The sequence below is a fragment of the Rhodopseudomonas sp. BR0M22 genome (assembly GCF_010907035.1).
Lineage (GTDB): Bacteria > Pseudomonadota > Alphaproteobacteria > Rhizobiales > Xanthobacteraceae > Rhodopseudomonas.
Genome location: NZ_QUMK01000039.1, coordinates 14565 through 40218, shown reverse-complemented (window position 1 = coordinate 40218; position 25654 = coordinate 14565). Strand labels below are relative to the sequence as shown.

The window sequence follows — 25654 nt, the reverse complement described above, 5'->3', positions numbered from 1 at the left end:
CATGAACATCAAGAACGACGTCGTCGACGCCATCGGCAACACGCCCCTGATCAAATTGAAGCGCGCGTCGGAACAGACCGGCTGCAATATTCTCGGCAAGGCCGAATTCATGAACCCGGGCCAGTCGGTGAAGGATCGGGCCGCGCTGTTCATCATCCAGGATGCGGTGAAACGCGGCGCGCTGCGCCCAGGCGGCGTCGTGGTCGAAGGCACCGCCGGCAACACCGGCATCGGTCTTGCGCTGGTCGCCAACGCGCTCGGCTTCCGCACGGTGATCGTGATCCCGAACACGCAGAGCCAGGAAAAGAAGGACATGCTGCGGCTGTGCGGTGCCGAGCTGATCGAGGTGCCGGCGGTTCCTTACGCCAACCCCAACAATTACGTGAAACTGTCCGGCCGCCTCGCCGCGCAGTTCGCCGAGACCGAACCGAACGGCGCGATCTGGGCCAACCAGTTCGACAATGTCGCCAACCGTCAGGCTCACATCGAGACCACCGCACCGGAAATCTGGCGGCAGACCGATGGCAAGGTCGACGGCTTCGTCGCCGCGGTGGGCTCGGGCGGCACGCTGGCCGGCGTCTCGATCGGCCTCAAGCAGTTCAATCCGAAGATCCGCGCGGTGCTCGCCGATCCGATGGGCTCGGCGCTGTACAATTACTACAAGAACGGCGCGCTGAAGTCGGAAGGCTCGTCGATCACCGAAGGCATCGGCCAGGGCCGGGTCACCGCCAATCTCGAAGGCGCGCAGATCGACGACGCCTACCGGATTCCCGACGACGAGGCAGTGCCGCTGATCTACGACCTTCTCGAACACGAAGGCCTGTGCCTCGGTGGGTCGAGCGGCATCAACGTCGCCGGCGCGATCCGTCTGGCCAAGGACCTCGGCCCCGGCCACACCATCGTGACCATCCTGTGCGACTACGGCAGCCGCTATCAGTCCAAGCTGTTCAACCCGGATTTCATGCGAGCCAAGAATTTGCCGGTGCCGGACTGGATGGAAACGAAGAGCACGATCGCCGTACCATTCGAAGCGGTGTGAGCGGACGCCGATTGCGACCGTAGAGAGTCGCGCCTTTATCGTCCGGATCAGGCTGCTTCTTGCGATCGTCAGCATGAGGATCCTGGGTATGATCGCGCCGGCCTCGGCGCAGATCGTCTGCGATCGGGGCCGGAACGTCGCCGGCCAAGGCGTCTCCAGTTCGGACGCTTGGCCGGCACAGTTCGAGGGGGGCTGCATGACCGCAAGATCGCGATCATCCCGATGTGGTGGGGTCCCGACTTGCGGGAGCACCTGCAGGCGGATCACATCCATCACCGCAGCGGGCTACCGGCCGCTCGCCAGCCACATGGCTGGGCTCCGTCCTTCGGTCAGCCCGCTGACGTACCAACGAAGTTCCAGCTAGCCCTTCGTTAACCATACCGGCATAGCTATCCGTCATTGCTTACCCCGCGGAGCGAGCGATGTCGGATCGGGTGCAACTCGTCGTGGCCACGCCGTGCTTCGGCGGGCAGCTTTCGACTATCTATGCCGCATCGATCTTTGCTCTGCAGCGCGCCGTCCGCGGCATGTCCAATCTCGAATTGAAGATTCACCTGCGCGACGGCGACGCGCTGATTACCCGCGCCCGCGCCAATCTGGTGACGCTATTCCTGGACGATCCGAATGCGACCCATTTGTTGTTTATCGATGCCGATATCGGCTTCCAGCCCGAACAGGTGTTCCGGCTGATCGAGTCGGGCGCCGACATCGTCGCCGGCGTCTATCCGATCAAGCGGGTCAACTGGGACAAGGCTCGCCGCGCGATCCAGGCCGGCCGCGACAACGTCGCCGCCGCATCGCTGGACTACGTGCTGGAACTCGATGATCCCGATCGGGTCTCCGTAGTCAACGGCTTTACCCGCGTCCGCTATGCCGGCACCGGCTTCTTGATGATCCGGCGCCACGTACTGGAGACAATGTGCCGTCACCCGGACTACGCCGGCCTGCAGTTCTTTCGCGAACACTCGCACGACACGCTGGTCGGCAGCCCTAATCGCTTCGCGCTGTTCGAGTGCATGATCGATCCGGCGACGGGCACCTATCTCAGCGAGGACTTCTCCTTCTGCAAGCGCTGGACGGACATCGGCGGCGAAATCTGGGCCGATATCCAGAGCGCGCTGGATCACGTCGGTCCGTCGGTCTTCAAGGGCAACGTCGCAACCCAGTTCGGGTGATCGCGCATCCCTCGCCGGCCTGGCCGCGGCGGCATTCGCTCAATCCTTGCCATCCGATTAACCCGACGGCAACCGCGCCCGGAACAGCGACGGCGTCATCAACTCTGCCTTCATGCTTGACGCGTTTTCCTTGCTGACAACTAAGGAGCGCGTCAGGTCATGCCCGTGTTCAGATATTTCACGTCCGTCGGCGCGACGTTGTTGCTGCTGCTGGTGGCGATCGACGCGATGTTCGGGACCGGCGCCGGCACGCAGCGCTTCAACGACATGCTGTACGACAGCGCGCTGTATGCGCCGCGCGTTGCCGCCGCCGGCGCATCGGTCGAACACATTTTCGCCGAGGACGTCACGCCCGCCGACCGTGTCAGGGAAGTATTCGGTCAGTTCTCGGTGAACGACAGCAAGCGCCTGAAACGCTACTCGTCGCGGTCGAGCGCGATCTGGTAAGGCCGCGAGCCCGACCTGCCCTGCTCCAGCCGCGGCATCATCTCAGGATCTGGCTGAGGAACAACTTGGTCCGCGCGTGCTGCGGATTGGCGAAGAATTCTTCAGGCTCGTTCGCCTCGATGATCTGACCGGCATCCATGAACACGACGCGATCGGCGACTTCGCGGGCGAAACCCATTTCGTGGGTCACCACCAGCATGGTCATGCCCTCTTCGGCGAGGTCGACCATGGTGTCCAGCACCTCCTTGACCATCTCCGGATCGAGCGCGGAGGTCGGCTCGTCGAACAGCATCACTTTCGGATTCATCGACAGCGCCCGCGCAATCGCCACACGCTGCTGCTGCCCGCCGGAGATCTGGCCGGGATACTTGTCGGCCTTGTCCGGAATTCGCACCCGCTCCAGGAATTTCATCGCGGTGGCTTCGGCGTCTTTCTTCGGGATGTTGCGCACCCAGATCGGCGCCAGCGTGCAGTTCTCCAGCACGGTGAGATGCGGAAACAGGTTGAAGCTCTGGAACACCATCCCGACTTCGCGGCGGATGGCATCGACATGCTTCAGGCTCGGCCCGAGATCGATGCCGTCGACCACGATATCGCCTTCCTGAAACTCCTCGAGCGCGTTGATACAGCGGATCAGGGTGGATTTGCCCGAGCCCGACGGCCCGCAGATCACGATCCGCTCCCCTCGCGCGACATCGAGGTTGATGTCGCGCAGCACATGGAATTCGCCGTACCATTTGTTCAGGCCCGCGATCCTGACGATCGGAGTATCAGCCATCAATCGATCCTTCCGTCAGGTCCGCCGGTGAGCGTTGAGCCGGCGTTCGACCGACATCGAATAGCGCGACATGCCGAAGCAGAACACGAAGTAAACCAGCCCGGTGAAGGCGAAGCCGGTGAACAGCGTCGTCGGGGTCGACCAGGTCGGATCGGCAAAAGCGGCGCGGAGCTGGCCGAGCAGATCGAACAACGCGACGATCGAGACCAGCGAAGTGTCCTTGAACAGCGCGATGAAGCTGTTGACCAGACCCGGAATGACGTGGCGCAGTGCCTGCGGCAGCACGATCAGCCCGGTCGTTTTCCAATAGGACAGCCCGAGCGCGCTCGCCGCCTCCGCTTGCCCGCGCGGGATCGCGTTCAGGCCGCCGCGGATCACCTCGGCATTGTAGGCGCCGGCGAACAGCGCAATGCCGATCAGCACCCGCATCAGATTGTCGATGGTGAAATGGCCCGGCAAGAACAGCGGCAGCATGTAGGTCGCGAAGAACATCACCGTGATCAGCGGCACGCCGCGCCAGAACTCGATGAAGGCGACCGAGAAGATCCTGATGAGCGGGATGGTCGAGCGTCGGCCGAGCGCGAGCGCAATGCCGATCGGCATCGAGGCGACAATACCGGTCACCGACACAACCAGCGTCACCAGCAGGCCGCCCCACATCCGGGTATCGACGATCGGCAGGCCGCCCCGATCGAGCCGCAACGCAGCGATCGCCACAGCGATGCCGGCGAAGATTCCGACAGTCGTCGCCAGCGCCCGCCCGCCATTGCGCACACCGGCCAGCAAGAACACCAGCACCGTGACGGCTACAGCCGTGCATGCAAGATCAAGCCACAAAGGCTGAGACGAGGACTGAATCCAATCGCGCAGCGCCACCAGAGGCCAGCTCAGCCAACCCAGGACGACGCCGATGCCGAGCAGGACCTGCCCAATCCCCCCGCCGATCGCTCCGCCGGCGGCGAGCTTGCGTCCCGCGCTCCCGACGCTGTCAGCCAAGCCGCTTGCCAAATCGGCGCTCCAGGTCACCCCGAAGCCGGCCAGACCTCCGCCATAGAGCAGAAAAAATGCCAGCACCGGAAACGCGGCGAAGAACAAACCGGCATTCAGCGTCTTGGCCGGCGCGCGCGGGATCAGGAGCGGCAACAGCAGCAGCGCGCCGAGCGCGAAGACCAGATCGACCCGCCAGCGCTCCGGCGTCGGATAGAAGCCATAAATGAACTGCGAGAACTTGGCCTGCACGAACGGCCAGCAGGCACCGACCGGATGGCCTGCCTTGTCGGCTAGGCAGTCGGTGCGGTTCGAGCCGGTCCATACGGCGTCGACCAACAGGAACTTCACCGTCGGCACCACGGTGAAATATAGCAGCAGCGTCCCGACGATCGTCAGCAGGATGTTGGTCGGCGAGTTGAACAGCCTTTGCCGTATCAGCCCAACAACGCCCGGCCGATGCACCGGCGGCGGCCGCTGCGGCACCATCTCGCCGCGCACGAACACAGGAGTCACGGACCCGAGCTCGCTCATGCGCCCATGCTCCGGTTGATCCGCCACGCGTAAAGGCTCATCAAGGCGCTGGTGACCAGCGAAATCAGCAGGTACACGCCCATCGTGATCGCAATGACCTCGATGGCCTGCCCGGTCTGGCTCAACGTGGTGCCGGCGAACACCGAGAACAGGTCGGGATAGCCGATCGCCACCGCCAGCGACGAGTTCTTGGTCAGATTGAGATATTGGTTGGTGAGCGGCGGCAGGATCACCCGCAGCGCCTGCGGGATCACGATCAGCCGCAGCGTCTGGCCGCGCGACAGGCCGAGCGATGCGCCGGCCTCCATCTGCCCCTTGTGCACCGACAGAATCCCGGCGCGGACGACTTCGGCGATGAAGGCCGCCGTGTAGGTCGACAGCGCCAGCGTCAGCGCGGCAAATTCAGGCGCCAGACGCGCTCCGCCGGCGAAGTTGAACCCTCGCAGAACCGGAACTTCCAGCGAGAACGGCTTGCCGAAGATCAAGAACGCGATCAGCGGCAGTCCGATCAGCAGGCCCACCACCCATGGCCACACCCGCATCGGCTTGCCGGTCGCGAAGAGTCGACGTCGGGCAAACAGCGGTAACCCGATGGCTACGGCAACCGCAATCAACAGAGCGACGAGGAAGCCGTCGAGCCCAGCTTCGCCCACCAGCCGCGGCACGACGATCCCGCGATTGGATAGGAAGAAGCTGTCCATCACCGAAACGCTCTGTCGCGGCGACGGCAACGCTCCGAGCACGGCCAGATACCAGAACAGGATCTGGAACAGCAGCGGCAGGTTGCGAACGATCTCGACGTAGCCGCCGCCGATCCGCGAAATCAGCCAATTCGGAGACAACCGTGCCAACGCAACCGCAAAGCCGATCACGGTGGCGAAGAAAATGCCGACGACCGACACCAACAGCGTGTTGACAAGGCCGACCAGAAACACCCGGGTGTAGCTGTCTGACTCCTGATACGGGATCAGCGTCTGGCTGACGCCAAATCCGGCCGTATGCGACATGAAGCCGAATCCGGAGGCGATCCGCTGATTGGCGAGGTTGTCGCGGGCATTGTCGAAGATCTCGTAGCCGATCCAAAACAACGCCGCGACGAACAGCACCTGCGCGATCAGCCCCTTCCAGCCGGAGCGACCGCCCAGCACGCGCCGCAGTTTCGCGACGAGCTGCATCGGCGGTGGGCGGGCGTCGATCGCCATCGGCGCGGGTCTTTACGCGATCAGCGGATCGGCGGGGCGTACATGATACCGCCCTTGTTCCACAGCTTATTGAGCCCTCGCGCAATCTCGAGCTTCGAGCCGGTTCCCACGTTACGCTCGAACGACTCGCCGTAGTTGCCGGTCGCTTTGACGATGCGGGACACCCAATCCTTGGTCAGGCCGAGCTGTTCGCCGAGATTGCCATCGGTGCCGAACACGCGCTTCAGCTCCGGCTTGTCCGACTTGGCCATCTCGTCCACGTTCTTCTGGGTGACGCCGAGCTCCTCGGCATTGATCATCGCGAACAAGGTCCACTTGACGATATCGAACCACTGATCGTCGCCGTGGCGAACCAGCGGCCCCAGCGGCTCCTTGGAGATCACTTCCGGAAGCACGATGTGATCCGCCGGCGTCGCCAGCTTCAAGCGTTGGGCATAAAGCTGCGAGACGTCGGAGGTGAACACGTCGCAGCGGCCGGACTCGTAGGCCTTGACCGCCTCGTCGGCGTTGGCGAAGGCGATCACCTCGTACTTCATATTGTTGCCCTTGAAATAGTCGGCAACGTTCTGCTCGTTGGTGGTGCCGGTCTGGACGCAGATCGAGGCGCCGTTCAATTCCAGCGCGGAATTCACCTTGAGGGCCTTCTTGGCCATGAAGCCCTGACCATCGAAATAACTGATGCCGGCGAAGTTGACGCCGAGCGACGTGTCGCGCGACAGCGTCCAGGTGGTATTGCGCGACAGCACATCGATTTCGCCCGATTGAAGCGCGGTGAAGCGATCCTTGGCCGACAACGGCACGAACTTCACCTTGCTGGCGTCGTCGAACACGGCGGCAGCGATCGCGCGGCAGACATCGACATCGAGGCCAGTCCAATTACCCTTGTCATCGGGTGCCGAGAAACCGGGCAGCCCCTGGCTGACGCCGCAGGACAACATGCCACGATCCTTGACCGTCTTCAGGGTCTGCGCACCTGCCGGCGATACCGAGAACACGGCGGCGGCTGCGAGGGCGGCAACGAGCGATACACGTTTCATGCAATGACCTTTCAAGGGATGTCCTGGCCGCTTCAATCGGCTCCGTGGGCGATGCGTTCCGATTGGATCCGCCGTTCGATCGCCCGAAGGCCCGCGCGCGGCAGCCGTTGTCCGGCACCGTGCTGCAAAAACTCTCGCCCTGCAATTCGCGAGCCTCTCAGCACGGCCTTCCAGACAGACCGATATGCATCACAGAACGAGTTGCGCGCCGGGTCAAGGGGTTGACGGCCGTCTTCCAGAAGCTGCTATTACCCCCATTCGTCGAAGTAGCCGAAGCACACGCTGCGAGCGCTTGTCATCATCGGCCCAACCACCAGCGAGCACTCATGGACTCTTTCGACTCCAGCGGGACACCCGCGCCGCTCAGCACGCAGACCCGTCTCGTCACTGCGGGCCGCGACACAACGGCACAGAAGGGCTTCGTCAATCCCCCGGTGGTGCATGGTTCGACGGTGCTGTACCCGACGGCGGCCGACCTGCACGCCCATCGCGGTGAGTACTCCTATGGACGGCACGGGACCCCCACTACCAAGGCGCTGCAGCAGGCGCTGATGGCGCTCGAAGGCGAGCGGTGTTCCGGTGTCGGCATCACCCCCTCCGGTGTCTCGGCGATCTCCACCGCCCTGCTCGCAGTCGTCAAAGCCGGCGATCATGTGCTGGTGTGCGACAATGCCTATCGGCCGACGCGACTGTTCTGCGATCAGATGCTGAAGCGTCTGGGCGTCGAGACCAGTTATTTCGATCCGCTGATCGGCGCCGGCATCGCCCAACATTTCCGGCCCAACACCGTGGCGGTGGTGGTCGAAGCACCCGGCTCGCAGTCGTTCGAGATGCCGGACATCCCGGCAATCGCCGCGGTCGCCAAGCAGCACGGTGCGCTGGTGATCGACGACAACACCTGGGCGACGCCGCTGTATCATCGCTCGCTGGAACAAGGCGTCGACATTTCGATCCAGGCCGCAACCAAATATATCGGCGGTCACTCCGACATCATGTTCGGCACCATCTCGGCCAATGCCGCCGCGTGGCCGAAGGTGTCGGAGGCGATCCGGCTGCTCGGCGTCTGCGCCGGACCGGACGACGTGTTCCTGGCGCTGCGCGGCCTGCGCACCCTGGAGGTGCGGCTGGCCCGCCACTATCAGGCCGGCCTGGACATGGCGCGCTGGCTCGCCGCGCGGCCCGAAGTGCAGCGCGTGCTGCATCCCGGCCTCGAAACAGATCCGGGTCATGCGATCTGGAAGCGCGACTTTACCGGCGCCTCCGGCCTGTTCTCGATCGTGCTGCAGCCGGCGCCGCAGGCCGCCGTCGATGCCCTGCTCGACACCGTCACCTTGTTCGGAATGGGCTATTCCTGGGGCGGCTTCGAAAGCCTGGTGATCCCGTTCGACTGTGCGTCGTACCGGACCGCGACGCAGTGGAACCCGGGCGGCCCGGCGCTGCGGCTGCATATCGGGCTGGAATCGACCGACGACTTGAAGGCCGATCTCGACCGCGGCTTCGCGGCGTTCAACGCAGCACGGACATAATCTTCTCCGTCATTGCGAGGAGCACCCGGATCGGCGCTTCGCGCCGTCCGGGCACAGGCTCCGCGCGAAGCAATCCACAAAGCCGCGCGCAAGGCCGCTGGATTGCTGCGCTACGCTCGCGATGACGGGGATGGTCTTCTGATCGCCGCTGACCAGCGTCGAGACGGTTCGCTACGGCCGATCAGTTCGGCACGCTCTCCGAGCCGCGGGCGTGCGACTTGATGATCAGCATGATGTTGCGCACGTAGATGATCGTCGCCATCGCCTGGCCGAGGATGATCACCGGCTCGCGTTTGGCGATGCCGTAGATCAGCGTCATCAGGCCGCCGCCCATCGAGAAGAACCAGAACGCCATCGGCACCACGCTCTTGCCGGCGCGCTCGCTCGAGATCCACTGCACCAGAAAGCGCGCGGTGAACAGCAGCTGCGCGATCAGGCCGAAGGCGAGCCAGAAATCGAACTTGGCGACGAACACGTCGTACAGATAGTCGCCGAGTTCCTGACCGTATTGAATCAGCATCAGTTTACCTCGGTTGCGACCGGCGTCGCTTTCTTGCGGCGGATCAGCCACCACACCCCGGCGAGATCCATCAGCCCGACCCACAGCCGGTCGAAGAAGCCGTAATTCGATTTGCCCGACAATCGTGGCCGGTCGGCGACGTCGACATAGACGATGCCGAAACCCTCGCGGCGCACCAGCGCCGGCAGGAACCGATGCAGGCCATCGAAATACGGCAGCGACAGGAACACGTCGCGGCGGAACGCCTTGAGGCCGCAGCCGGAGTCGCGGGTGCCGTCGCGCAGGATGGCGTTGCGCACCTTGTTGGCGACGCGCGACTGCAGCCGCTTGAAGCCGGTGTCCTTGCGCCCCACCCGCTGGCCGGCGGCAAGGCCGACCCGGGCCCCGCCCTGCTCCAGCGCGAAGATCAGCTCGGGAATGAAGGCCGGGTTGTTCTGGCCGTCGCCGTCGAGCGTCGCGACCAGCGCGCCGCGCGATGCGCGCACGCCGGTCCGCACCGCGGCCGACTGGCCGCACGACGCAGCATGGCGGATCTGGCGCAGATTGGGCCGCTCGGCGCGCAGCGCGGCGAGCCGCTGCGGGGTGGCATCGGTCGAGCCGTCGTCGACATAGACGATCTCGTAGATCCAGCGTCCGTCCAGCGCAGCGGCGATCTCGGCGATCAGCGGGGCGACGTTGTCAGCCTCGTTGCGCACCGGTACCACGATGGACACCGCAGGCGGCGGTCCGGACTGAGACAAGGTTTCAGGCATGCTTCGGAACAATCCGGGGCCGACGGGAACTCGCGGCCGGGGCGCTGTCTGCGCGCCCGCTTCTTATGGGGCGGAGCCGCCGCGGGCAACCCTTTTGACGCGATCCCAGGACGGCCCTGGCAGCGGGTCGATGGTGCCATCCTGCCGGATGGTGAACGCCAGCCGGCGGGCGGCGAACCAGTATCGTACCGCCATCGCGCCGACGAGCCCAAGCAAAGCACCGGCGACGACGTCGCTTGGGTGGTGGGCGAGCAACACCAGCCGGCTGACCAGGATGACGAACACGTAGGTCGCCATCACAGCCGTCAGCCGCGGCCACAGCGCCGAGACTGCAAAGCCCAGCGCGGCCGCGGTCATCGAGTGCCCCGACGGGAAGCTGGCATAGGCCTCGTTCCAGGCGAACAGCGAGAAATTGTACGGATCGGCGGCGCCGCCGACAAACGGGCGGCCACGGCCGATGATGCCCTTCAGCACTTCGCCAATCGCGACCGGCACCAGCACCGCCAGAAACAGGAATTGCACGCGGGTGCCGAAACCAATCAGCACCGCACGCGACGTGCCGCGCAGCAGCGGCACGATCAGCACGATCAGCAGCAGCAAGCCTGCGAGCGCCCACAGCACGTAAGCGGACTTGCCGAAATCGGTAATGATCTTCACCGGCCACAGCGACGGCGTGCCCCGCGGCGGCATCAGGCCGATCTCGAACGCATCGACCCCGACCATCAGGACCACGATCGCCAGCGACAGCACGGCCGTCAGCCACAGCGCATGCCGCGCCCAGCGCCGCGCGGCTTCGGCGCGCCGCGAATGCGACGGCGCCCGCACCAATTGCGCCAGCGCCCGGCCGATCACCAGGACCAGTTCGATGGGATAGATGCGCTCCGGTCTGCCGGGCTTGTCGGACACCGACATCCTATTGCGTGCCTTCGGAACGGAAAATCGCAATCGAGACCGGCTTGCCTTGCGAGAAGTTGTAGCCGTCGATCCGCGCCGCAACGTTGTAGCGCAGGCCGATCGCCTCGGCCCGGCTGGCGAACGCCCGCTCGCTGCGCGACTCGACGATCGCGAACCGGCAGGAGCCACCGAGCAGGAAGTCCGCAGCGCCGGAGCCGTCGGTGAGCAGCGTATCGGTACCGGTCATGAACACAAGGCTGGGCTCGTGATAGCCCGCGGCCGCTGCTTTCGGTCCGACGCACACCACCTTGCGCAGCTCACGCGCGACTTCGACGCTCGGGAACACCGGGCGCAGCATCGGAACCACCACACCAAAAACCGCGACGGCGAGAAACAGCGATGCCAACGCGCCATTCAGCAGCGAAGCTTCGGCACGGTTCTCGTCGAACAGCCGCCAGGCGAACAGACCGAAGATCAGAGATCCAGCTGCGAACGGCCATGCCAGGAACATCGGGTGATGCGTCAAATACACCGACCCGATCACCGCCAGCGGCAGGATCAGGGCTGGGATCGCGAACCACCACGCCGACCCGCGCGCCAGCCAGGAGCGCGACAATACCCGGCGCTCGATCGCTCCCGCCGTCATGATCGCAATCGCCGGATACAGCGGCAGCACGTAATGCGGCAGCTTGGTGATCACCAGCTCGAACACGATCCATGACGGGATCAGCCAGGCTAAAAGGTACTGAGCGCCGGGCTCCCGCCGGGCCCGCCACACCGCAGGGGCCGCCATCGCGGCCAGCGGCGCGCCGGGCCAGAACGTTGCCCAGAACAGCAGGAAATACAGACCGGGCGGCGCGCCGTGGGATTCCTGCGGGCTGGCGATCTTGCTCAGCATGTCGCCGCCGACCGAATCCGCAAAGAAGGTGTCACCGGCGCGCAGGTAGATCGCGATGAACCACGGCAGCACCCACAGCAGCATCCACGGCACACCGAGCAGCGGCCGCAGCCGCCACAGCCAGGCCGCCGAGCGATCCAGGATCGCCAGCGGGATCACCGTCAGCGCGATGAACATCAGAATTAGCGGCCCCTTGAGCAGAATGCCCGCAGCCAGCGCGGTCCAGAATACCGCCGGCACGATCCACGACCGCTCCGGACCGATGTCCCCGCGCTGCCAGCCGAGATAGGCCCGCGCCATCGCGCCCATCGCGGCGGTGACGGTGAGCAGCAGGAATGCGTCGGTTTTGGCAAGCCGGGCCTCGACCCCGAGCAGGATACAACTGCACAGCATCAAGGCGGCCATCACCGCCCCGCGTCGCCCGACGAAAGCGAGCGCCGCCCAATAGGTCATCAGCACCGCGCCGATCGCGCCGGCCAGCGACGGCACCCGGTACAACCAGATCCGGACCTGCGCACGCGGCAAGCCGAGCTTGCCGGCGGTCTCGACGACGGTGGCCTGCAGCCAATAGATGCCGACCGGCTTCTTGTAGCGCACCTCGTCCTGATAGCGGATGTCGATGAAATCGCCGGTCTCGACCATCTGCTTGGTCGCCTGAGCGAATCGCGCTTCGTCGCGGTCGATCGGCGGGATGTTGAAGAAGCCCGGCAGGAAAAACAGCAGCCCGACCAACACCAGAAATGCGGTGGCACGCAGATGACTGACCGTCACGAAGTCCAGCACCGCGACCAGCCCGCGGCCGGGATCGACGGTGGTTTTGGGTTCGCGCGGCGCGCCGAAACGGGGTCTGGCAGAGGTCTCGATCATCGGCTCCGCATACGCTGAAACCGATACAGCGACAACTGCTTAGCCCGGCTCTATTGAATTCTGACAACAACTGTGTCCGCGGCGCCAACGGCATCCATCACGGTGAGCCGGACGAAGCCCGGACCGGGAGGCGCGATCAGCCGTTGCCGTCGCCCGTCGATCTCGCCGACCGACAATCCGTTGACCATCACGGTCATCGGCAGCACCCCGCCGGCCACCTTGACCGGCAGCGCGCCGACCGAGGCTTCGCTGATCGCATCGATCCGCGATCCGTTCAGCGGGAACTGGATCCGCAGCGCCTTGTCGTCGCCCGGCTGCACCAGGTCACCCGAGGACCGGAAGCGCCTGAGCGGCAGCGGCAGCTTGGCGTTGCTGGCGACCAGCGTTCCCCGCGGCGCTTTCGGTAATGGTGCGCGGAGATGGCCGCTGCGGGCAAAGGCATCGAACAACACTGGAGCTGCCGCGACGCGGCCGATCATCCCAGGCACCGGGGCGCCATCGGGCCGGCCGACCCAAACCCCGATCGTCATCCGGCCATCGAACCCGACCGACCAGGCGTCGCGGTAGCCGTAGGAGGTGCCGGTCTTGAACGCGATCTGGTTGCGCACCGCATTCTCGGGCGGCGGGGTGCCGAGCAGAACGCTGCCGACCTGCCAGGCAGCAACTTGATCCATCAGGCGCAGAGTCTCGCGCTTGTCATTGCTGGAACTTGCAATTTCGCGCAACGGCAGAACGCTGCCGAGACGCGGCAGCCCGCTGTAGAGCTGCACCAGGTCGATCAGCTTGATGCCGACACCGCCCAGCCCCATCGCCAGACCCGGCGCTTCGTCCTTGGGCAGCACCAGCTCGGTGCCGGCCTGCTTCAGCCGCGAGGCCAGCCGCGCGGCGCCGACCCGGTCGAGCAGTTCGATCGCCGGAACGTTGAGCGAGAGCTGCAGCGCCTTGCGCACCGGCACGGTGCCCTGGAACGTCATGTCGAAGTTCTCGGGTGCGTAGGCGCCGTACCGCACCGGGCGGTCGTCGATCAGGCTTTCCGGATGGACGAAGCCGTCCTCAAAGGCGAGCCCGTAGATGAACGGCTTCAGGGTCGAGCCCGGCGAGCGCACCGCGCGGGCCATGTCGACCTGCCCGGCCCGGCGGTCATCGAAATAGTCGGCCGAGCCGACATGGGCGAGCACGTCGCCATTGGCATTGTCGACCGCGACGATGCCGATCGAGATGTCGGGGCCGAGCGCGGCGGCGCGGTCGCGCGCAAGCGTCTCGAGCGCGCGCTGCAGACCGGCGTCCAGCGTCAGGCGGATCAGCTTGGCGTTCTTGTCGGCGATCACCGCCTGATCGGCCGAATGCGGCGCCAGCACCGGCATCGGCTTGCGCTGACGCGCGACCGGCACCGCCCTCGCCTGCGCCGCGTCTTCATCGCTGACGACGCCGTCTTCGACCATCCGCGCCAGCACCCGGTCGCGCGCGGCCTGGGCGGCGTCCGGGAAACGATCGAGCCGGCGCGTCTCCGGCGACTGCGGCAAGGCGACCAGCAGCGCCGACTCCGCCAGCGTCAGCCGCTTCGGCTCCTTGCCGAAATACGCGATCGATGCGGCGCGAATGCCTTCGAGATTGCCGCCATACGGCGCCAGCGCCAGATAAAGGTCGAGGATCTGCGGCTTCGACAGCGTCTGTTCGAGTTCGACCGCGCGCACCATCTGCCGCAGCTTGGCGCCGACCGAGCGCTGGCGCCGCGGCTCCATCAGCCGCGCGAGCTGCATGGTGATGGTCGAACCGCCGGAGACGATCCGACCGTGGCTGACGAGCTGCAGCGCGGCGCGTCCCACCGCCAGCGGATCGACGCCGTGATGCTGATAGAACCGCTTGTCCTCATAAGCGAGCAGCAGCTTGAGGTAGCGCGGATCGACTTCGGTCGCGGCATCGACCGGCAACCGCCAGCGCCCGTCCGCCATCGCGAACGCCCGCAGCAGCTTGCCGTGGCGGTCCACCACCGTCACCGACGTCTGCCGCGCCTCGTCGAGCGGCAACGGGCCGAGCGAGACGGCGTAAGCGAAAAGGCCGCCGATTGCGATGGCGATCAGGAGGGCCGACACGAGGGCGGTCGTCTTGATCCTCCCCCAACCTCTCCTCCCGTCATTGCGAGGAGCGAAGCGACGAAGCAATCCACGCCGCGCGCGTGGCGCTGGATTGCTTCGCTCCGCTCGCAATGACGCCTTGGCAGGCGTCAGGACCTCTCGCGACGCTGCGGGCGTGTTGGTCGGCCGCTCGTTCATTTCGCAGCCCGCACCTCGATCGTGCCGGTGCCGGTGCGACCGTAGCGCGAGGGATTGTACATGTCCTCGACCACGGCTTGCGGCAGCACGTATTTGCCGGGCGACACCGCGCGCACCACGTAGGCGACCGTGAACACCGACTTGTCGTCGGCCTTGCGGTCGATCGCGGCGGTGAAGCGGTCATCGCGGAACTCGGTATTCACCGGCTCGGCGCCATCGGCGATCCAGCTCAGCGTGCCGGAGTCGCCCGACGACACCAGATGCGGATTGTCGATCTCCAGGCCCGCCGGCAGGTAGTCGGCGATCATGACGTGGCCGTATTCCGGCTTCGGCTCGGTGATCGTCAGCACCACCGCGAAGCGGTCGTTCTGCTTCGCCTTGGTGATGTCGGCCGGCTCGCCGCCGAGCGTGAAATAATTGCGCTCGATCTTGAAGCCGTTGCTGGCGGCCGGCTCCGGCGTGATCGGCGAACCGCTCACCGTCACCACCGCCTGCACCGGGGAGTCGCCGGTGTTGGCGATCTTGAGGGGCTGGGCCTTCACCTCGTCCGCCTTGTAGCTGCGATACAGCGCCGTCTTCACCGCATCTCCGTTGAGGTCGAGCGCCATCGTCTCCTTGGCGAGCGCGCGCGCCGCCAGCACCAGCCAGGCGTTTTCCTGGGTCGAGGTGTAGGGCGACAGTCCGCGCGCGGCTTCGACCCGCTGCACCGCCGTCGTCAGCGTCGGCCGCGGCGCGTTGCCTTCGCTGGCGAGCGACACCAGAGCCGCGGCATCGCGCAGCTCGGAGCCGTAATCGACCCGGCCGAACACGATCGACGGCTTGGGGTTGAGGCTGTCGGCCGCCGCCGCATAGACCCGCTCGGCGCGGGTGCGGTCGCCGACCAGCGCCAACGCCGCCGCAAGCTGCGCCTTGGCGATCGGGGTCGCCAGCTTGTCGAGCTTGGTGTCGGCGAGATAGCGCAGGTCGCCGATCGGCGCCGCGCCGTTGCGGGCGAGCACGTACAGCCCGTAGGCGAGATCGCGGCCGCCGTTCTTGTCCGGCTCGTCGGCATTGACCACCGAGTTGCGGATGCGATCGAGCGCGCTGCGGAACGCGACGTCCGGGACCACGAAACGCTTCTCGCGCGCCCGGGTCAGGAAGTCGGTGACATAGGCGTCGAGCCAGGCATCGTCGCCGCCAGTCGACCACAGCCCGAACGAGCCGTTCGAGCCCTGCCGCGACAGCAGCCGGTCGATCGCGCCTTTGATGCGCTCGTCGGCGCTACCGTCCATCGCCAGATGCGCGCCGGCGGCCAGATCGTTGACGTAGAGCAGCGGCATCGCCCGGCTGGTGATCTGCTCGGTGCAACCGAACGGATAGCGGTCGAGCGCCTTGAGAATGGTCGCAGCGTCGAGCGCGGTCGATAGGCTGACCGACAGCGACAGCCCGCCGGTGCCCGGCACCAGGTCCGAGAACATGTCGGAGGTCAGCGTCAGGCTGTCGCCCTTGGCGAGCGTCCGGATCGAGCGCCGCGCCAGGGTCTGGTTGGCGGGACGGATGTCGAGCGCATAGTGGCGCGCCAGCGACAGCCCGTTCGGCCCCTGGATCGCGACGTCGAGCGCAGCCGTGCCGGCACCGCCGGCGTCCAGCATCAGCTTGGCCGAGCCGCGTTGCTTGGCGGCGAGCTTCAGCGTCGTCGCCGCTTCGCCGCTCAGCTTCACCGGACCGCTGGCGCTGACCTTGATGGTGTAGTCGCCGGCAGCGCCTTCGACGTTGTCGAGATCGAACGCCATGGTGCCGCGGTCGCCGTTGCGCAGGAAGCGCGGCAGCGTCGTGGTCAGCACCACCGGATCGCGCACCGTGACGTCGGTGCTCGCACGGCCGACCTTGGTGGCGGTCCACGCCACCGCCATCACCCGCGCAGTGCCGGCGAATTCGGGAATGTCGAAGTCGATCGTCGCGGTGCCGTCGGCCGCCACGGTGACGATGCCGGAATACAGCGCGAGCGGCTTCTGCGTCGGCGGGCTGCCCTGCAGCTCCGCCGCCGAGGCGTCGCCGCCGGAACGGATCTGGCCGCGCGCCCCCTGCATGCCGTCGATCAACTGGCCATAGAGGTCGCGGATCTCGGCGCTGAGCCGGCGCTGACCGAGATAGTACACATCGGGCGCCGGCGGCTTGTAGCCGGTGAGATTGAGGATGCCGACGTCGACCGCGGCGACCACGATCTTGGCGTCCTCGCCGGGCGACAGCCCGCCGAGCTTGACGGGCAGCTTCAGCGTCGTCGACGGCCGCACCAGGGCCGGCGGCGACAGCTCGACCGACAGCGTGCGCGCCGCCTTGTCGATGCCGAACCATTTCAGGCCGATCGCGCGGCCCGGCATCCGCTGCGCGGCGGTGTCGAGCGGCCGCCGCAGCGTCGTGACGACATAGGCGCCCGAGCCCCAATCCTTGCCGACCGCAACCTTGACCTGCGAGCTGCCCGGCTTGACCTGCAGCGACTGCGTGGTCAACAGCCGGTCGCCGAGCACGTTGACGGTCAACAGACCCGCGGTCCGCGCGTTCACCGTCACCGTCATGGTGTCGCCGGAGGCGTATTCCGGCTTGTCGATCGAGGTCTCCAGCAGATCCGGCGTATCGGCCGAACCATCCGAATACCAGCCGACGTCGAACTGCACCGAGGTCAGCGGACCGGCCACATCGGCGGTCTTGACGTCGAGCCGGTAGCGGCCGGGCTCCGGGTTGAACTGCAGCCGCGCCGGCTCGCCGGCCTTGATCGACAGATCGCCGTCCGCGACCCGCTTGGTCGACTTCACCGGCTCGTAATCCCAGGACGAGTTCTGCCGGTACCACTGATAATGCGACTCGATCTTGAGCAGCTCGTAACGCAGGCCGCTGCGCGGCAGCGAGGTGCCGTCCGGCGCGACGAACGCGACATCGAACTTGGCGACATCGCCCTCGGGCACGTTGCGGTCGGCGAACAGCGGCTTGACGCCGATCATCGCCGCCGCCGGCGCGACCGGCAGCACCAGCTTGCGCTCGACCGCGCGGCCGCCGGCTTCCGCCATCCGGACGAAGATCTGCGCCTCCTGCGGCCGGGTCGAGGACGGCGGCTTCGGCAGGCTCACCTCGAACGTGGCGGCGCCATTGGCGTCGGTCTCGGGCAGGTTTTCGAGCGGGGTGCGCTCGTTGCTGGTGGTCTCCTCGTCGGCGACGCCGAACTGATAGCCGGCATAGCCCGGCCGTGCGTCGGCCGGCGCCACCAGCAGGTCGCCTTCGAGCTGCAGCGCCGAGGCCGGCGCGCCGTACAGGAAGCGGCCGTCGACCTTAAGTTCCACAGGAGCATCAGCTTTGATCGCCTTGTCCTTGGTGGAAATGTCGAATTCGATCCGATCGGGAACATAGTCTTCGACCATGAAGGTGGTTTCGCCGACGCTTCCCCCCTTCGGATCGGTGAACGCGCGGACCCGCCAGGTGCCGGTCGGCACCGCCGAATTCAGCGCGACATCGAGACTGCGGCCGCCGGCGCCCTGGTCGGACAGCACGGCGCGGCGGTATTCGACTCCATCGGGACGCTCCACCACCAGCGTCATCGGGCTGGCGGTCAGCGCCATGCCTTGGCCGTCGCGCAGCAGCGCGGTGAGATGCACCGTCTCGCCGGAGCGGTACACGCCGCGCTCGGCATAGACGAAGGCGTCCGCCCCGGCCGGCACCGCGCGACCGGCGACGCCGCGGTCGGACAGGTCGAAGGCGTTGGTCTTGAGGCTGAGGAAGGCGTAATCGGCCTTGTCGCGGCTTGCCGTCAGCAGCGCCGGCGACAGCCCGCCCTCGCCGCGCGCCAGCCCGGCTTCGAACAGGATGTGGCCGGAGGCGTCGGTCTTGCGGGTCGCCAGCACTTCGTTGTTGCGCGCGATCAGCCGCACCTCGGTATTGGCGAGCGGATCGGTCGAGGCCAGCGAATTGACGAAGACGTGGATGCCGTCGTTGCCGGAGAACGCGGTCAGGCCGAGGTCGGAGACGATGAACCACTGGGTGGCGATCTGGCCGTCATCGTCGGAATTGGGGATCGGGCCTTTCGGCGCCGCGGTCATCACATAGACGCCGGGCTGCAGATCGCCGAGCACCTGGTCGACCGGGAACGCGGTGGTGACGTCGGCATTCAGCGCCGCGGCCGCGGTGTCGAGCTCGCCCGACCACACCTTGGCGCCGCGCTCGTTGCCGAGGTCGCCGAGCTGGTAGCGGTTCAGCGTGCGCTGGAAGTCGCTGTCGACCACGGTGTTGATCAGGTTGCGGTCGCCGATCCGGAACACCTGCACCGCCACGGTCGGGGTGTTGACGCTGACCAGCGGAATGCCGCGCTGGCCGGTGCGCGGCAGCACGTAGGCCCGGCCGGTGAAGCGGACCAGCGGCTTGCGGTCTCGGACATAGACGTTGAACTCGGCCGACTTCGCCAGCGCCTCCTTCACGGTCGACGGCAGGCCGGCGCGCAGATTGATGTTGTAGCGCTCGCCGTGCTTCAGCCCCTCGACGCAGAGCTGGCGGTCCTCGGCGCTGATCGCCGGCTTGTCGGTGCCGGCCAGCGTCACATAGGGCGCAAAATCGGTGCGCTTGGCCAGTTCCTCGGAGAACTGGAAGCACACCCGCGGCGAGGCCGAATCCGAATCGACGGTGTAATCGAGCAGCCGAAAGCCGTGATCGGCGCGCAGCTTCTCGTATTGGCCGCGAATGTCGGCGACCTCGCGCAGCTCCAGCGAAATCCGCAAGGCATCGAGCGCCGGCCGCCACAGGCTGCGGTCGGCCATCGCGCGGCCGAGCAGCGCCAGCGCGGCGGCCTCCTCGCCCGGGCTCTTGGCGCGCTGGTAGGCGATATAGGCGGCGGTGGTGGCGCGCTCGCGCAGGAAGGTCTGTTCGGAACTGGTGGCGGCCTTGATCTGCAGCACGGTGCGGGCCAGCCGCTGCCAGTTGTCGCCGTCGGACGGATCGAGCGCCGCGATCTGCCCCAGAATCTGCAGGCCGCTGCGGTAATCGCCGCGCTTGAACGCGGCGTCGGCGTCGCCGCGCAGCACCGCAGTGGGCTTGTTGGTGGCCGCAGCCTCGCTCTTGATCTGGGCTTCGAGCTTGATCGCGGCGTCCGCCAGCTCGTCCCGCTGGAACGCCTTGTCGGCAGCGTGCGCCGATGCGAGCCCGAGCGCCAATCCGGCGCAAAGCGTGAGGGCGCGAACCAGACCGATCATGCTTGAACTCCCTTGCCGCGAACGAGCGTCGCGTTAGATCTTGTCATGCCGTGACGAAGATGACGCCGTGATGGCTGCGGGCGGACGCAGGGGCCGCCGGTTTCGCCATCCATCTTCCGCCCTCGCCGGCCAGCCCGGCTCGAGACTCACATCCTCGCCCGCGCGCGCGCCGAAAACAACGCGCCGCATGCGTTGGACGCCGGATGGTGGCAAATGGTTCGGGGCGGTTGTGGCGGAGGCGGATTTTTTGTATCCGGGGGTGGTGCTATAAAGCCCCCAACGGTCCCATAGCTCAACTGGATAGAGTAGCGGATTTCTACTCCGCGGGTTGCAGGTTCGAATCCTGCTGGGATCGCCATTGGCCAGAGGGAAGGGTCCAACGGAATTCACCGCAATTGCCCTCAATAAGTCGTAACGCTATGTCCTAATGACCAGAAGATTGAATCCGGTGCTGCTCCCGCAGATGAACTGCAGTTTGGTCTATGCTGGGATAGACAGTGGTCGCACTAATATTGATACTCTCAAGCTGATCCAGAATATGCTTCTTGTTCCGGATCGTCACACGGGTGATATCGATTCCGTCTTGTCCAACATCCGGCAAGGTGGCGCCGTGTCCGAAGAGTAAGAATGCACCAGACTGTGATTTGATGCGGGAATTCGTGCGTTTCGCCTTTACGCAAATAATCCCGCCAAGATCGTCAGGAACAATACGCCCTTCGAAGAAGCCTTTCTCCGACTTGATATGGTGAAGGAGCTTTTTGGCCACATCCGTCTGGTTGAAGGCACAAAGATCTAGACCGAGATCGAGACGGTTTTTCTGATCGTATGAGAGGTTTGAGAGGTTTGAAAGACAGCTAACAGTATCGGAATCGTAGTATTTGACGCGCCCTTCGGAGACGCGAAAAACGATAACCTCGCCAGCAATATCCGCTTGATCAGAATTGCAGGAACAAGCGAAGAATAGCGCAACAAGCGGATTCCCCGAAATATCGAGCAATCGCGTCGGCAAGCCATAATGTTGCATTCGCACAAGCCGATCGAAACAGTATTGATCACTCTGAAATTCGTCGTGGTGTGCAATCAATAGTTCTTTGCAGAGTCGATCTTCTCTTGGCAAGAACTGCCAATCCCCATTCTCCCATTTGCGCAGAAGAGATGGCGTAAGCTCATAGCGAGCGTCGGCGTGACCTCGAAAGAAAGTTTCGGTCTCGTCTCTTGCGGATGATTGATAGAGCAACCCAAGGAAGGACTCCACGCTCTCCGCAGTCCCGAGGCTTCTCTTTGCCCGAGGAGGAGGCTGCACGCCTGAGCCACCATCGGCACCGCCTCCCTGCATTCCGATAATATCGGCAAGATCAGGCTTAAGTTCGCCCAATCGGGCCAGCACTTCCGTTGCATCTCCCTCACGGACGGCCCAATGAGTACGATACACTTGGAACCGGTCCACTCCTAGGGCCGACGCGGCAACTTGATAATTCTTGAATTCCACTTCGCCGAAATCAATCAGCGTATTAAAAGTGGCGGAAACTTCCTGCCTATCAACTGTGACGTCAGAAATCCGCCCATACTTGATAAGCATGGAGACGGAATTCTCACCCGTCTTAATCTCGCTACACAAAAACGTCGGGATTTTCTCCAAGAAGGAGACCGCCGCAGTATTGAGACTATCGAGCCGCTTCTCAATGTCAGGCCGCGTGTACTCGAACATGCGGCCTCGGCTCATAGAGATGACGTTACCTTCACCATCAACCCGCTCCCAGTTTCCAAAAGAAATGTAGTTATAGTTTTTCGTCATTCGCTACCACGTCATTGAGTCGCGCAGAGCGACGCCACATCAATCTATCTTAGTTACAATCGAACACTGAGTCGTCCACATGACAATTCTAGACAGGCTTTGCGAGAAGAGAATCCTGGCAAGCTGGCTTCGGCATTGCGATATCCCATTTTCATAGGCTCAGTTACAACGCAATTCCGTATCAGCTCACCGGCACCCGCGGCTTGCGATGATGCCGGACGACCGGCGGCGGTGGTGGCGTGACCGGCTGCAGCGTCACCACGACCGGGTTGGGCTTGTGATCCATCGCGGCGCCGGTGGCGGCGTCGACGCCCATGCCGACGACGCCGCCGAGCAGCAGGTTGCCGGCAAAGCCGGCGCCGCCGCTGCCGGAGACTTCGCGGGTCAGCGGGATGATCTGCGGTTCATAGCCCTCTTTGCTCAGGCTGACGGTGATGTCGGCGTTGCGGTTGACCTCGACCACGCACGGCGTGACGCAGGAAAACGGCGCCTCGGTGCCGGACACATCGGCCTTGGCGCCCGACGGTGTGCTCGCGATCGAAATGTTCTCCGTGGTGCCGCGCGTCACCGACGCACACCCCGACAGCAGCAACGCGGCCAGCGCCGCGCCTCCCCATGACCGCATTGCAATCCCCCTGATACCGATGCTCCCAGAGCACCGTGTTCCAAGGGGAATTCAAGCCGCTGCGGGCCGCCAAAGCCGCACCTGAGACGCAGGGACAAACCTATCAGCAGGATGTCCCCACCCGGGTAATCGCGGCCGAGCTGCAGTCCGCCTTTTACCGGCGGCCCCGCTCGCATGACGCGGCAGCGGCCCTGTGGCAGAATCGGATACCGATCTGCATTCCGGCAAGCATTCGAGATCGCGTGGACCAGTCCCAAGCCCGAGCCATTCTGCATCTGAAAGCGGAGATCGTCCGCGTCCGCTCGTTCGGCCAGGCGCACAGCTATAAGTTCTGGGCCTTCAAGGTCGACGAGATCACCGATCCGGTGTGGACCGACGGTGCGGCCACCACATCGACGGTCTGGCTGACGACCGATTACGGGCTGCTCGACGGCACCGGCTATCGCGACCGCCGCAAATTCCGCATCGATCCCGGCGGCCGGGTGTCGCTGATCCAGGCCAGCAGCCATGACGGCAGCATCGTCGAGGGCCGCAATGCCGGACGGCTGGCGAGCGGCGTGGCGCGCTCGGTGGCCTGGCCCGGCACCGGGCGCTGATCAGAACTGCCGGCTCTTCAACAGATACGCGGGGATCGCCAGCCCCGCCCCGATCGCGCCGACGATCGACAGCACGCGCACGAACGCCTGCGAGGCCGCGACGATCTGCGCGGTCGAGGAGCCGGTGGTGTCGGCGGCGACCGCCATGTAGCCGAGCATCGCCTGACCGAAGAACGCGCCCGGCACCATCGGAATGCAGCCGGCCAGCGCCACCGCGTTGCAGGCCGGGCCGAGCCAGCGCAGCGCCAGGATCGCGGTGAACGAGGTGACGAAGGCCGCCGCGAAGGTCGCGGCCTCCAGGCTGCCGCCGGTCTGCTGCACCACGGTACGGACCGCCAGCGCCAGGGCGCCGGCAACCGCGCACCAGGCGAGCGTGCGCCAGCCGAAATTGAACAGCACGCCGAAGCCGGCCGCCGCCAGCGCGCCGAACGCGGCCTGATGCGCCAGATGCGGCAGCATCGCGATCCAGGTCGCGGTCATGTGTGAATCCTCAGCACGAATTCGGCCAGCCACAGCCCGGTGACGGCGAACACCATGATCATGATCACGGTGACGGCGCGGGCGCTGCCCATGGTCGGATAGCCGTCCATCACGTCGGTCTGGGCGTTGGTGGACGGCACGCCCGGCACCAGCAGCAGGATCGACGCCATCATGGCGAGCTCGGTGGTGGAGCTGCCGATCAGCCGCGCACCGAGGCCGCCGAGCGCCGCCGAGATGCAGCCGACGATCGCCGCGACCACGAACACGTTGAAGCGGCGGCCGAGCAGCAGATGTCGCACGCTCTGCCCGATGCTGGCCGCGGCCAGCACCGGCCCGAACGACAGCCAGTCGGAGCCGAGCAGCCGGCCGAACGCCGCGCAGGCGGCGCCGGTGGCGATCGCCACCAGCCACGGTGGATGCCGCGGCGTATCCTTCTGCAGCCGCTTCAGCTCGGCCTCGATCGCATCCGGCGTCATGTCGCCTTGCGAGGCGCGCTTCAGCAGCTCGCGCACCGCGAAGTCGAGCCGGTGGTTCACGCCGTGCGGGCCGATCTGCATCATGCGGGTGATGCTGTGGTGGCCGCGCGCCAGCGTGATCTCGAACGAGGCGTAGCCGGAGCGCATCCCCAGCACCTCCACGCCCAGCCCCTCCGCCACCATCCGCGCGCCCTCATGCACAACGCGCACCGACGCCCCGCTCTGCGCCAACACCGCCCCCGCCCGCAGCGCCACATGCGAGATCCGCGCCAGCGAATACGGGTGGATCGGTTCGAGGTCGGCGGGATCGGGCTCAATCGTCGTCATGGTGGATCGCTTTATAGATCGAAGGTGGGCAAAAGCGGGATCGCTTCGCCGCGCGCATGCAACGTATACCACGCCGCAACTAATCGCGGTCGCATGTTACCATTTGCGCGGTATCAGTGCCGAGTTAACAGCGTTGGCGTTGAATGCTTCCAATTGCGCAATGCAGGTCTATGCTCGGCGCGGCCTCGGCTGCCGCCAATTCGAAGAATGGAGTTGAAGATGAAGTTCTCGACATTGATCATCGCCTGCATCGCAGTTGCCGCAGTGATATTCGGCGCGCGCCAATTCAATTCCGAGTCCGTCCCCACCGCGGAGGCGCCTGAACAGACCGCGGCGAGCGTCCCGGCCGTGCCGGTGAGTCCGATCAAGACGGTGACCTCGACGTCGTGCTCGTCCGATGGCTGCCCGGTGTCCTGCGGCGACGACGAGACGCCGTTGTCGGCGTTTTGCGTCAGCGGCACCAAGGCCCGTTTCGCCGACAACCTCAAGCTCGCAGGCGGCAAGCTGACCGCGACCTGCGGCATGGGCGCCAACAGCGTGCTGATGTATTGCGGCCGTCCCTGAGTGCGGCGTCGATGGCCCGGCTCGCACCGGGCCATCGCATCGACGGCTTCACTTGAGGCCGAGCAGTTCCACATCGAAGATCAGGGTCGCGTTCGGCGGGATCACGCCGCCTGCTCCACGCGCGCCGTAGCCGAGCTCCGGCGGAATGATCAGCGTGCGCTTGCCGCCGACCTTCATGGTCGAGACGCCCTCGTCCCAGCCCTTGATCACCCGGCCCATCCCGATCGGGAATTCGAACGGCTCGTTGCGGTCGACCGAGGAGTCGAACTTGCGGGTCTTGGCGCCGTTCTCGTACAGCCAGCCGGTGTAGTGCATCACGCAGATCTGGCCGCGCGCCGGCGACGCGCCGGTGCCGACCTGGGTGTCGATGATCTGCAGGCCGGACGGCGTGGTGACGGTCTTGGCGGATTCGGACATGGCGGGGGTGCTCGACATCAGGGCCGCGGCGGGAGACAGCACAGCAACGGCCAAAGCCAGCACAGCGCCGGCGGGAAAAGCGAAACGCATCGGATTGTCCTTCGGGAAGATCGACGTCGGTCGCGGTGAGCCACGGTTGTAGCCGCTCGGCGCCGATCTCACAACCGAGGCAGCAACGACAGATCCGGCGCACCGCAACGCGCGGTCGCCTGCCCCGCTTCCGAAAGCGCTCGCG

Annotated in this window: 21 protein-coding genes and 1 tRNA gene; 7 read left to right on the top strand and 15 right to left on the bottom strand. The window is 65.5% G+C overall.

Annotated elements, in window-relative coordinates; genetic code table 11:
- Position 1 precedes the first annotated feature (1 nt).
- From DY468_RS14180 to DY468_RS14170, 3 genes are all read left to right on the top strand, one after another.
- Positions 2–1039 (top strand): cysteine synthase A, encoded by a 1038-nt coding sequence (locus DY468_RS14180; RefSeq protein WP_164605451.1) that lies wholly within the window; start codon positions 2–4, stop codon positions 1037–1039.
- Positions 1040–1461: 422 nt separating this feature from the next.
- A complete protein-coding gene (locus tag DY468_RS14175) occupies positions 1462–2214 on the top strand; it encodes a hypothetical protein (RefSeq protein ID WP_164605450.1) in 753 nt (250 codons plus the stop codon).
- A gap of 159 nt (positions 2215–2373) precedes the next feature.
- Entirely contained in the window at positions 2374–2661 is a 288-nt protein-coding gene (locus DY468_RS14170; RefSeq protein ID WP_164605449.1) for a hypothetical protein, read from the top strand.
- A gap of 37 nt (positions 2662–2698) precedes the next feature.
- Here the strand turns inward: DY468_RS14170 and DY468_RS14165 are convergent, their stop codons facing one another.
- From DY468_RS14165 to DY468_RS14150, 4 genes are read right to left on the bottom strand one after another with little or no spacing between them, the layout of a single operon-like run.
- Positions 2699–3439 carry an amino acid ABC transporter ATP-binding protein gene (locus DY468_RS14165; protein WP_164605448.1) on the bottom strand — a complete coding sequence of 247 codons (741 nt, stop codon included), beginning with the start codon at positions 3437–3439 and terminating at the stop codon, positions 2699–2701.
- 15 nt (positions 3440–3454) lie between these two features.
- Entirely contained in the window at positions 3455–4960 is a 1506-nt protein-coding gene (locus tag DY468_RS14160) for an amino acid ABC transporter permease (protein ID WP_164605447.1), read from the bottom strand.
- Positions 4957–6162 (bottom strand): amino acid ABC transporter permease, encoded by a 1206-nt coding sequence (locus DY468_RS14155; protein ID WP_164605446.1) that lies wholly within the window; start codon positions 6160–6162, stop codon positions 4957–4959. The genes DY468_RS14160 and DY468_RS14155 overlap by 4 nt, the downstream gene beginning before the upstream one ends.
- Before the next feature lie 20 nt (positions 6163–6182).
- Complete coding sequence (locus DY468_RS14150; protein ID WP_164605445.1) at positions 6183–7199, bottom strand: amino acid ABC transporter substrate-binding protein; 1017 nt, start codon at positions 7197–7199, stop codon at positions 6183–6185.
- Positions 7200–7525: 326 nt separating this feature from the next.
- Between DY468_RS14150 and metC the strand changes: the two genes are divergently transcribed.
- Positions 7526–8725 (top strand): cystathionine beta-lyase, encoded by a 1200-nt coding sequence (gene metC / locus DY468_RS14145; RefSeq protein ID WP_164605444.1) that lies wholly within the window; start codon positions 7526–7528, stop codon positions 8723–8725.
- 181 nt (positions 8726–8906) lie between these two features.
- On the opposite strand, the gene DY468_RS14140 is transcribed toward metC, so the two are convergent.
- The 6 genes from DY468_RS14140 to DY468_RS14115 form a co-directional block, all read right to left on the bottom strand.
- Positions 8907–9245 carry a lipid-A-disaccharide synthase N-terminal domain-containing protein gene (locus tag DY468_RS14140; RefSeq protein ID WP_164605443.1) on the bottom strand — a complete coding sequence of 113 codons (339 nt, stop codon included), beginning with the start codon at positions 9243–9245 and terminating at the stop codon, positions 8907–8909.
- The gene (locus DY468_RS14135) at positions 9245–9997 is read right to left on the bottom strand and encodes a glycosyltransferase family 2 protein (RefSeq protein WP_164605442.1); all 753 of its coding nucleotides are present in this window, start codon (positions 9995–9997) and stop codon (positions 9245–9247) included. The genes DY468_RS14140 and DY468_RS14135 overlap by 1 nt, the downstream gene beginning before the upstream one ends.
- Before the next feature lie 63 nt (positions 9998–10060).
- Complete coding sequence (locus DY468_RS14130; RefSeq protein ID WP_164605441.1) at positions 10061–10909, bottom strand: phosphatase PAP2 family protein; 849 nt, start codon at positions 10907–10909, stop codon at positions 10061–10063.
- 1 nt (position 10910) lies between these two features.
- Entirely contained in the window at positions 10911–12656 is a 1746-nt protein-coding gene (locus DY468_RS14125) for an ArnT family glycosyltransferase (protein WP_164605440.1), read from the bottom strand.
- Between the two features lie 50 nt (positions 12657–12706).
- On the bottom strand, positions 12707–14929 hold the full coding sequence (pbpC, locus tag DY468_RS14120; protein WP_502706227.1) for a penicillin-binding protein 1C: 2223 nt from the start codon (positions 14927–14929) through the stop codon (positions 12707–12709).
- Complete coding sequence (locus DY468_RS14115; protein ID WP_164605438.1) at positions 14926–20139, bottom strand: alpha-2-macroglobulin family protein; 5214 nt, start codon at positions 20137–20139, stop codon at positions 14926–14928. The genes pbpC and DY468_RS14115 overlap by 4 nt, the downstream gene beginning before the upstream one ends.
- Positions 20140–20420: 281 nt before the next feature.
- Between DY468_RS14115 and DY468_RS14110 the strand changes: the two genes are divergently transcribed.
- Positions 20421–20497, top strand: a tRNA-Arg gene (locus DY468_RS14110).
- A gap of 66 nt (positions 20498–20563) precedes the next feature.
- Here the strand turns inward: DY468_RS14110 and DY468_RS14105 are convergent.
- Both DY468_RS14105 and DY468_RS14100 read right to left on the bottom strand, forming a co-directional pair.
- Positions 20564–21934 (bottom strand): FRG domain-containing protein, encoded by a 1371-nt coding sequence (locus tag DY468_RS14105; RefSeq protein ID WP_246700979.1) that lies wholly within the window; start codon positions 21932–21934, stop codon positions 20564–20566.
- A 181-nt stretch (positions 21935–22115) separates the two neighbouring features.
- A complete protein-coding gene (locus DY468_RS14100; protein WP_164605437.1) occupies positions 22116–22559 on the bottom strand; it encodes a peptidase associated/transthyretin-like domain-containing protein in 444 nt (147 codons plus the stop codon).
- A 35-nt stretch (positions 22560–22594) separates the two neighbouring features.
- On the opposite strand from DY468_RS14100, the gene DY468_RS14095 reads away from it, so the two are divergent.
- Positions 22595–23155: a hypothetical protein gene (locus DY468_RS14095; protein WP_246700978.1), complete on the top strand. Its 561-nt coding sequence runs from the start codon at positions 22595–22597 to the stop codon at positions 23153–23155.
- Here the strand turns inward: DY468_RS14095 and DY468_RS14090 are convergent, their stop codons facing one another.
- Both DY468_RS14090 and DY468_RS14085 read right to left on the bottom strand, forming a co-directional pair.
- A complete protein-coding gene (locus DY468_RS14090; RefSeq protein ID WP_142882640.1) occupies positions 23156–23635 on the bottom strand; it encodes a threonine/serine exporter family protein in 480 nt (159 codons plus the stop codon). It lies immediately after the preceding gene.
- Complete coding sequence (locus tag DY468_RS14085; protein WP_164605436.1) at positions 23632–24438, bottom strand: threonine/serine exporter family protein; 807 nt, start codon at positions 24436–24438, stop codon at positions 23632–23634. The genes DY468_RS14090 and DY468_RS14085 overlap by 4 nt, the downstream gene beginning before the upstream one ends.
- A gap of 219 nt (positions 24439–24657) precedes the next feature.
- On the opposite strand from DY468_RS14085, the gene DY468_RS14080 reads away from it, so the two are divergent.
- Positions 24658–25002: a hypothetical protein gene (locus DY468_RS14080; protein WP_164605435.1), complete on the top strand. Its 345-nt coding sequence runs from the start codon at positions 24658–24660 to the stop codon at positions 25000–25002.
- Positions 25003–25050: 48 nt separating this feature from the next.
- On the opposite strand, the gene DY468_RS14075 is transcribed toward DY468_RS14080, so the two are convergent.
- Complete coding sequence (locus DY468_RS14075; protein WP_164605434.1) at positions 25051–25509, bottom strand: FKBP-type peptidyl-prolyl cis-trans isomerase; 459 nt, start codon at positions 25507–25509, stop codon at positions 25051–25053.
- Positions 25510–25654 lie beyond the last annotated feature (145 nt).

Coding starts and splice junctions, on each gene's coding strand:
- DY468_RS14160 (WP_164605447.1), bottom strand. CDS start 4,960: ATGAGCGAGCTCGGGTCCGTGACTCCTGTGTTCGTGCGCGGCGAGATG.
- DY468_RS14125 (WP_164605440.1), bottom strand. CDS start 12,656: ATGATCGAGACCTCTGCCAGACCCCGTTTCGGCGCGCCGCGCGAACCC.
- DY468_RS14080 (WP_164605435.1), top strand. CDS start 24,658: ATGAAGTTCTCGACATTGATCATCGCCTGCATCGCAGTTGCCGCAGTG.
- DY468_RS14180 (WP_164605451.1), top strand. CDS start 2: ATGAACATCAAGAACGACGTCGTCGACGCCATCGGCAACACGCCCCTG.
- DY468_RS14075 (WP_164605434.1), bottom strand. CDS start 25,509: ATGCGTTTCGCTTTTCCCGCCGGCGCTGTGCTGGCTTTGGCCGTTGCT.
- DY468_RS14175 (WP_164605450.1), top strand. CDS start 1,462: ATGTCGGATCGGGTGCAACTCGTCGTGGCCACGCCGTGCTTCGGCGGG.
- DY468_RS14085 (WP_164605436.1), bottom strand. CDS start 24,438: ATGACGACGATTGAGCCCGATCCCGCCGACCTCGAACCGATCCACCCG.
- DY468_RS14090 (WP_142882640.1), bottom strand. CDS start 23,635: ATGACCGCGACCTGGATCGCGATGCTGCCGCATCTGGCGCATCAGGCC.
- DY468_RS14115 (WP_164605438.1), bottom strand. CDS start 20,139: ATGATCGGTCTGGTTCGCGCCCTCACGCTTTGCGCCGGATTGGCGCTC.
- DY468_RS14100 (WP_164605437.1), bottom strand. CDS start 22,559: ATGCGGTCATGGGGAGGCGCGGCGCTGGCCGCGTTGCTGCTGTCGGGG.
- DY468_RS14150 (WP_164605445.1), bottom strand. CDS start 7,199: ATGAAACGTGTATCGCTCGTTGCCGCCCTCGCAGCCGCCGCCGTGTTC.
- DY468_RS14170 (WP_164605449.1), top strand. CDS start 2,374: ATGCCCGTGTTCAGATATTTCACGTCCGTCGGCGCGACGTTGTTGCTG.
- DY468_RS14105 (WP_246700979.1), bottom strand. CDS start 21,934: ATGACGAAAAACTATAACTACATTTCTTTTGGAAACTGGGAGCGGGTT.
- pbpC (WP_502706227.1), bottom strand. CDS start 14,929: ATGAACGAGCGGCCGACCAACACGCCCGCAGCGTCGCGAGAGGTCCTG.
- metC (WP_164605444.1), top strand. CDS start 7,526: ATGGACTCTTTCGACTCCAGCGGGACACCCGCGCCGCTCAGCACGCAG.
- DY468_RS14165 (WP_164605448.1), bottom strand. CDS start 3,439: ATGGCTGATACTCCGATCGTCAGGATCGCGGGCCTGAACAAATGGTAC.
- DY468_RS14155 (WP_164605446.1), bottom strand. CDS start 6,162: ATGGCGATCGACGCCCGCCCACCGCCGATGCAGCTCGTCGCGAAACTG.
- DY468_RS14140 (WP_164605443.1), bottom strand. CDS start 9,245: ATGCTGATTCAATACGGTCAGGAACTCGGCGACTATCTGTACGACGTG.
- DY468_RS14135 (WP_164605442.1), bottom strand. CDS start 9,997: ATGCCTGAAACCTTGTCTCAGTCCGGACCGCCGCCTGCGGTGTCCATC.
- DY468_RS14130 (WP_164605441.1), bottom strand. CDS start 10,909: ATGTCGGTGTCCGACAAGCCCGGCAGACCGGAGCGCATCTATCCCATC.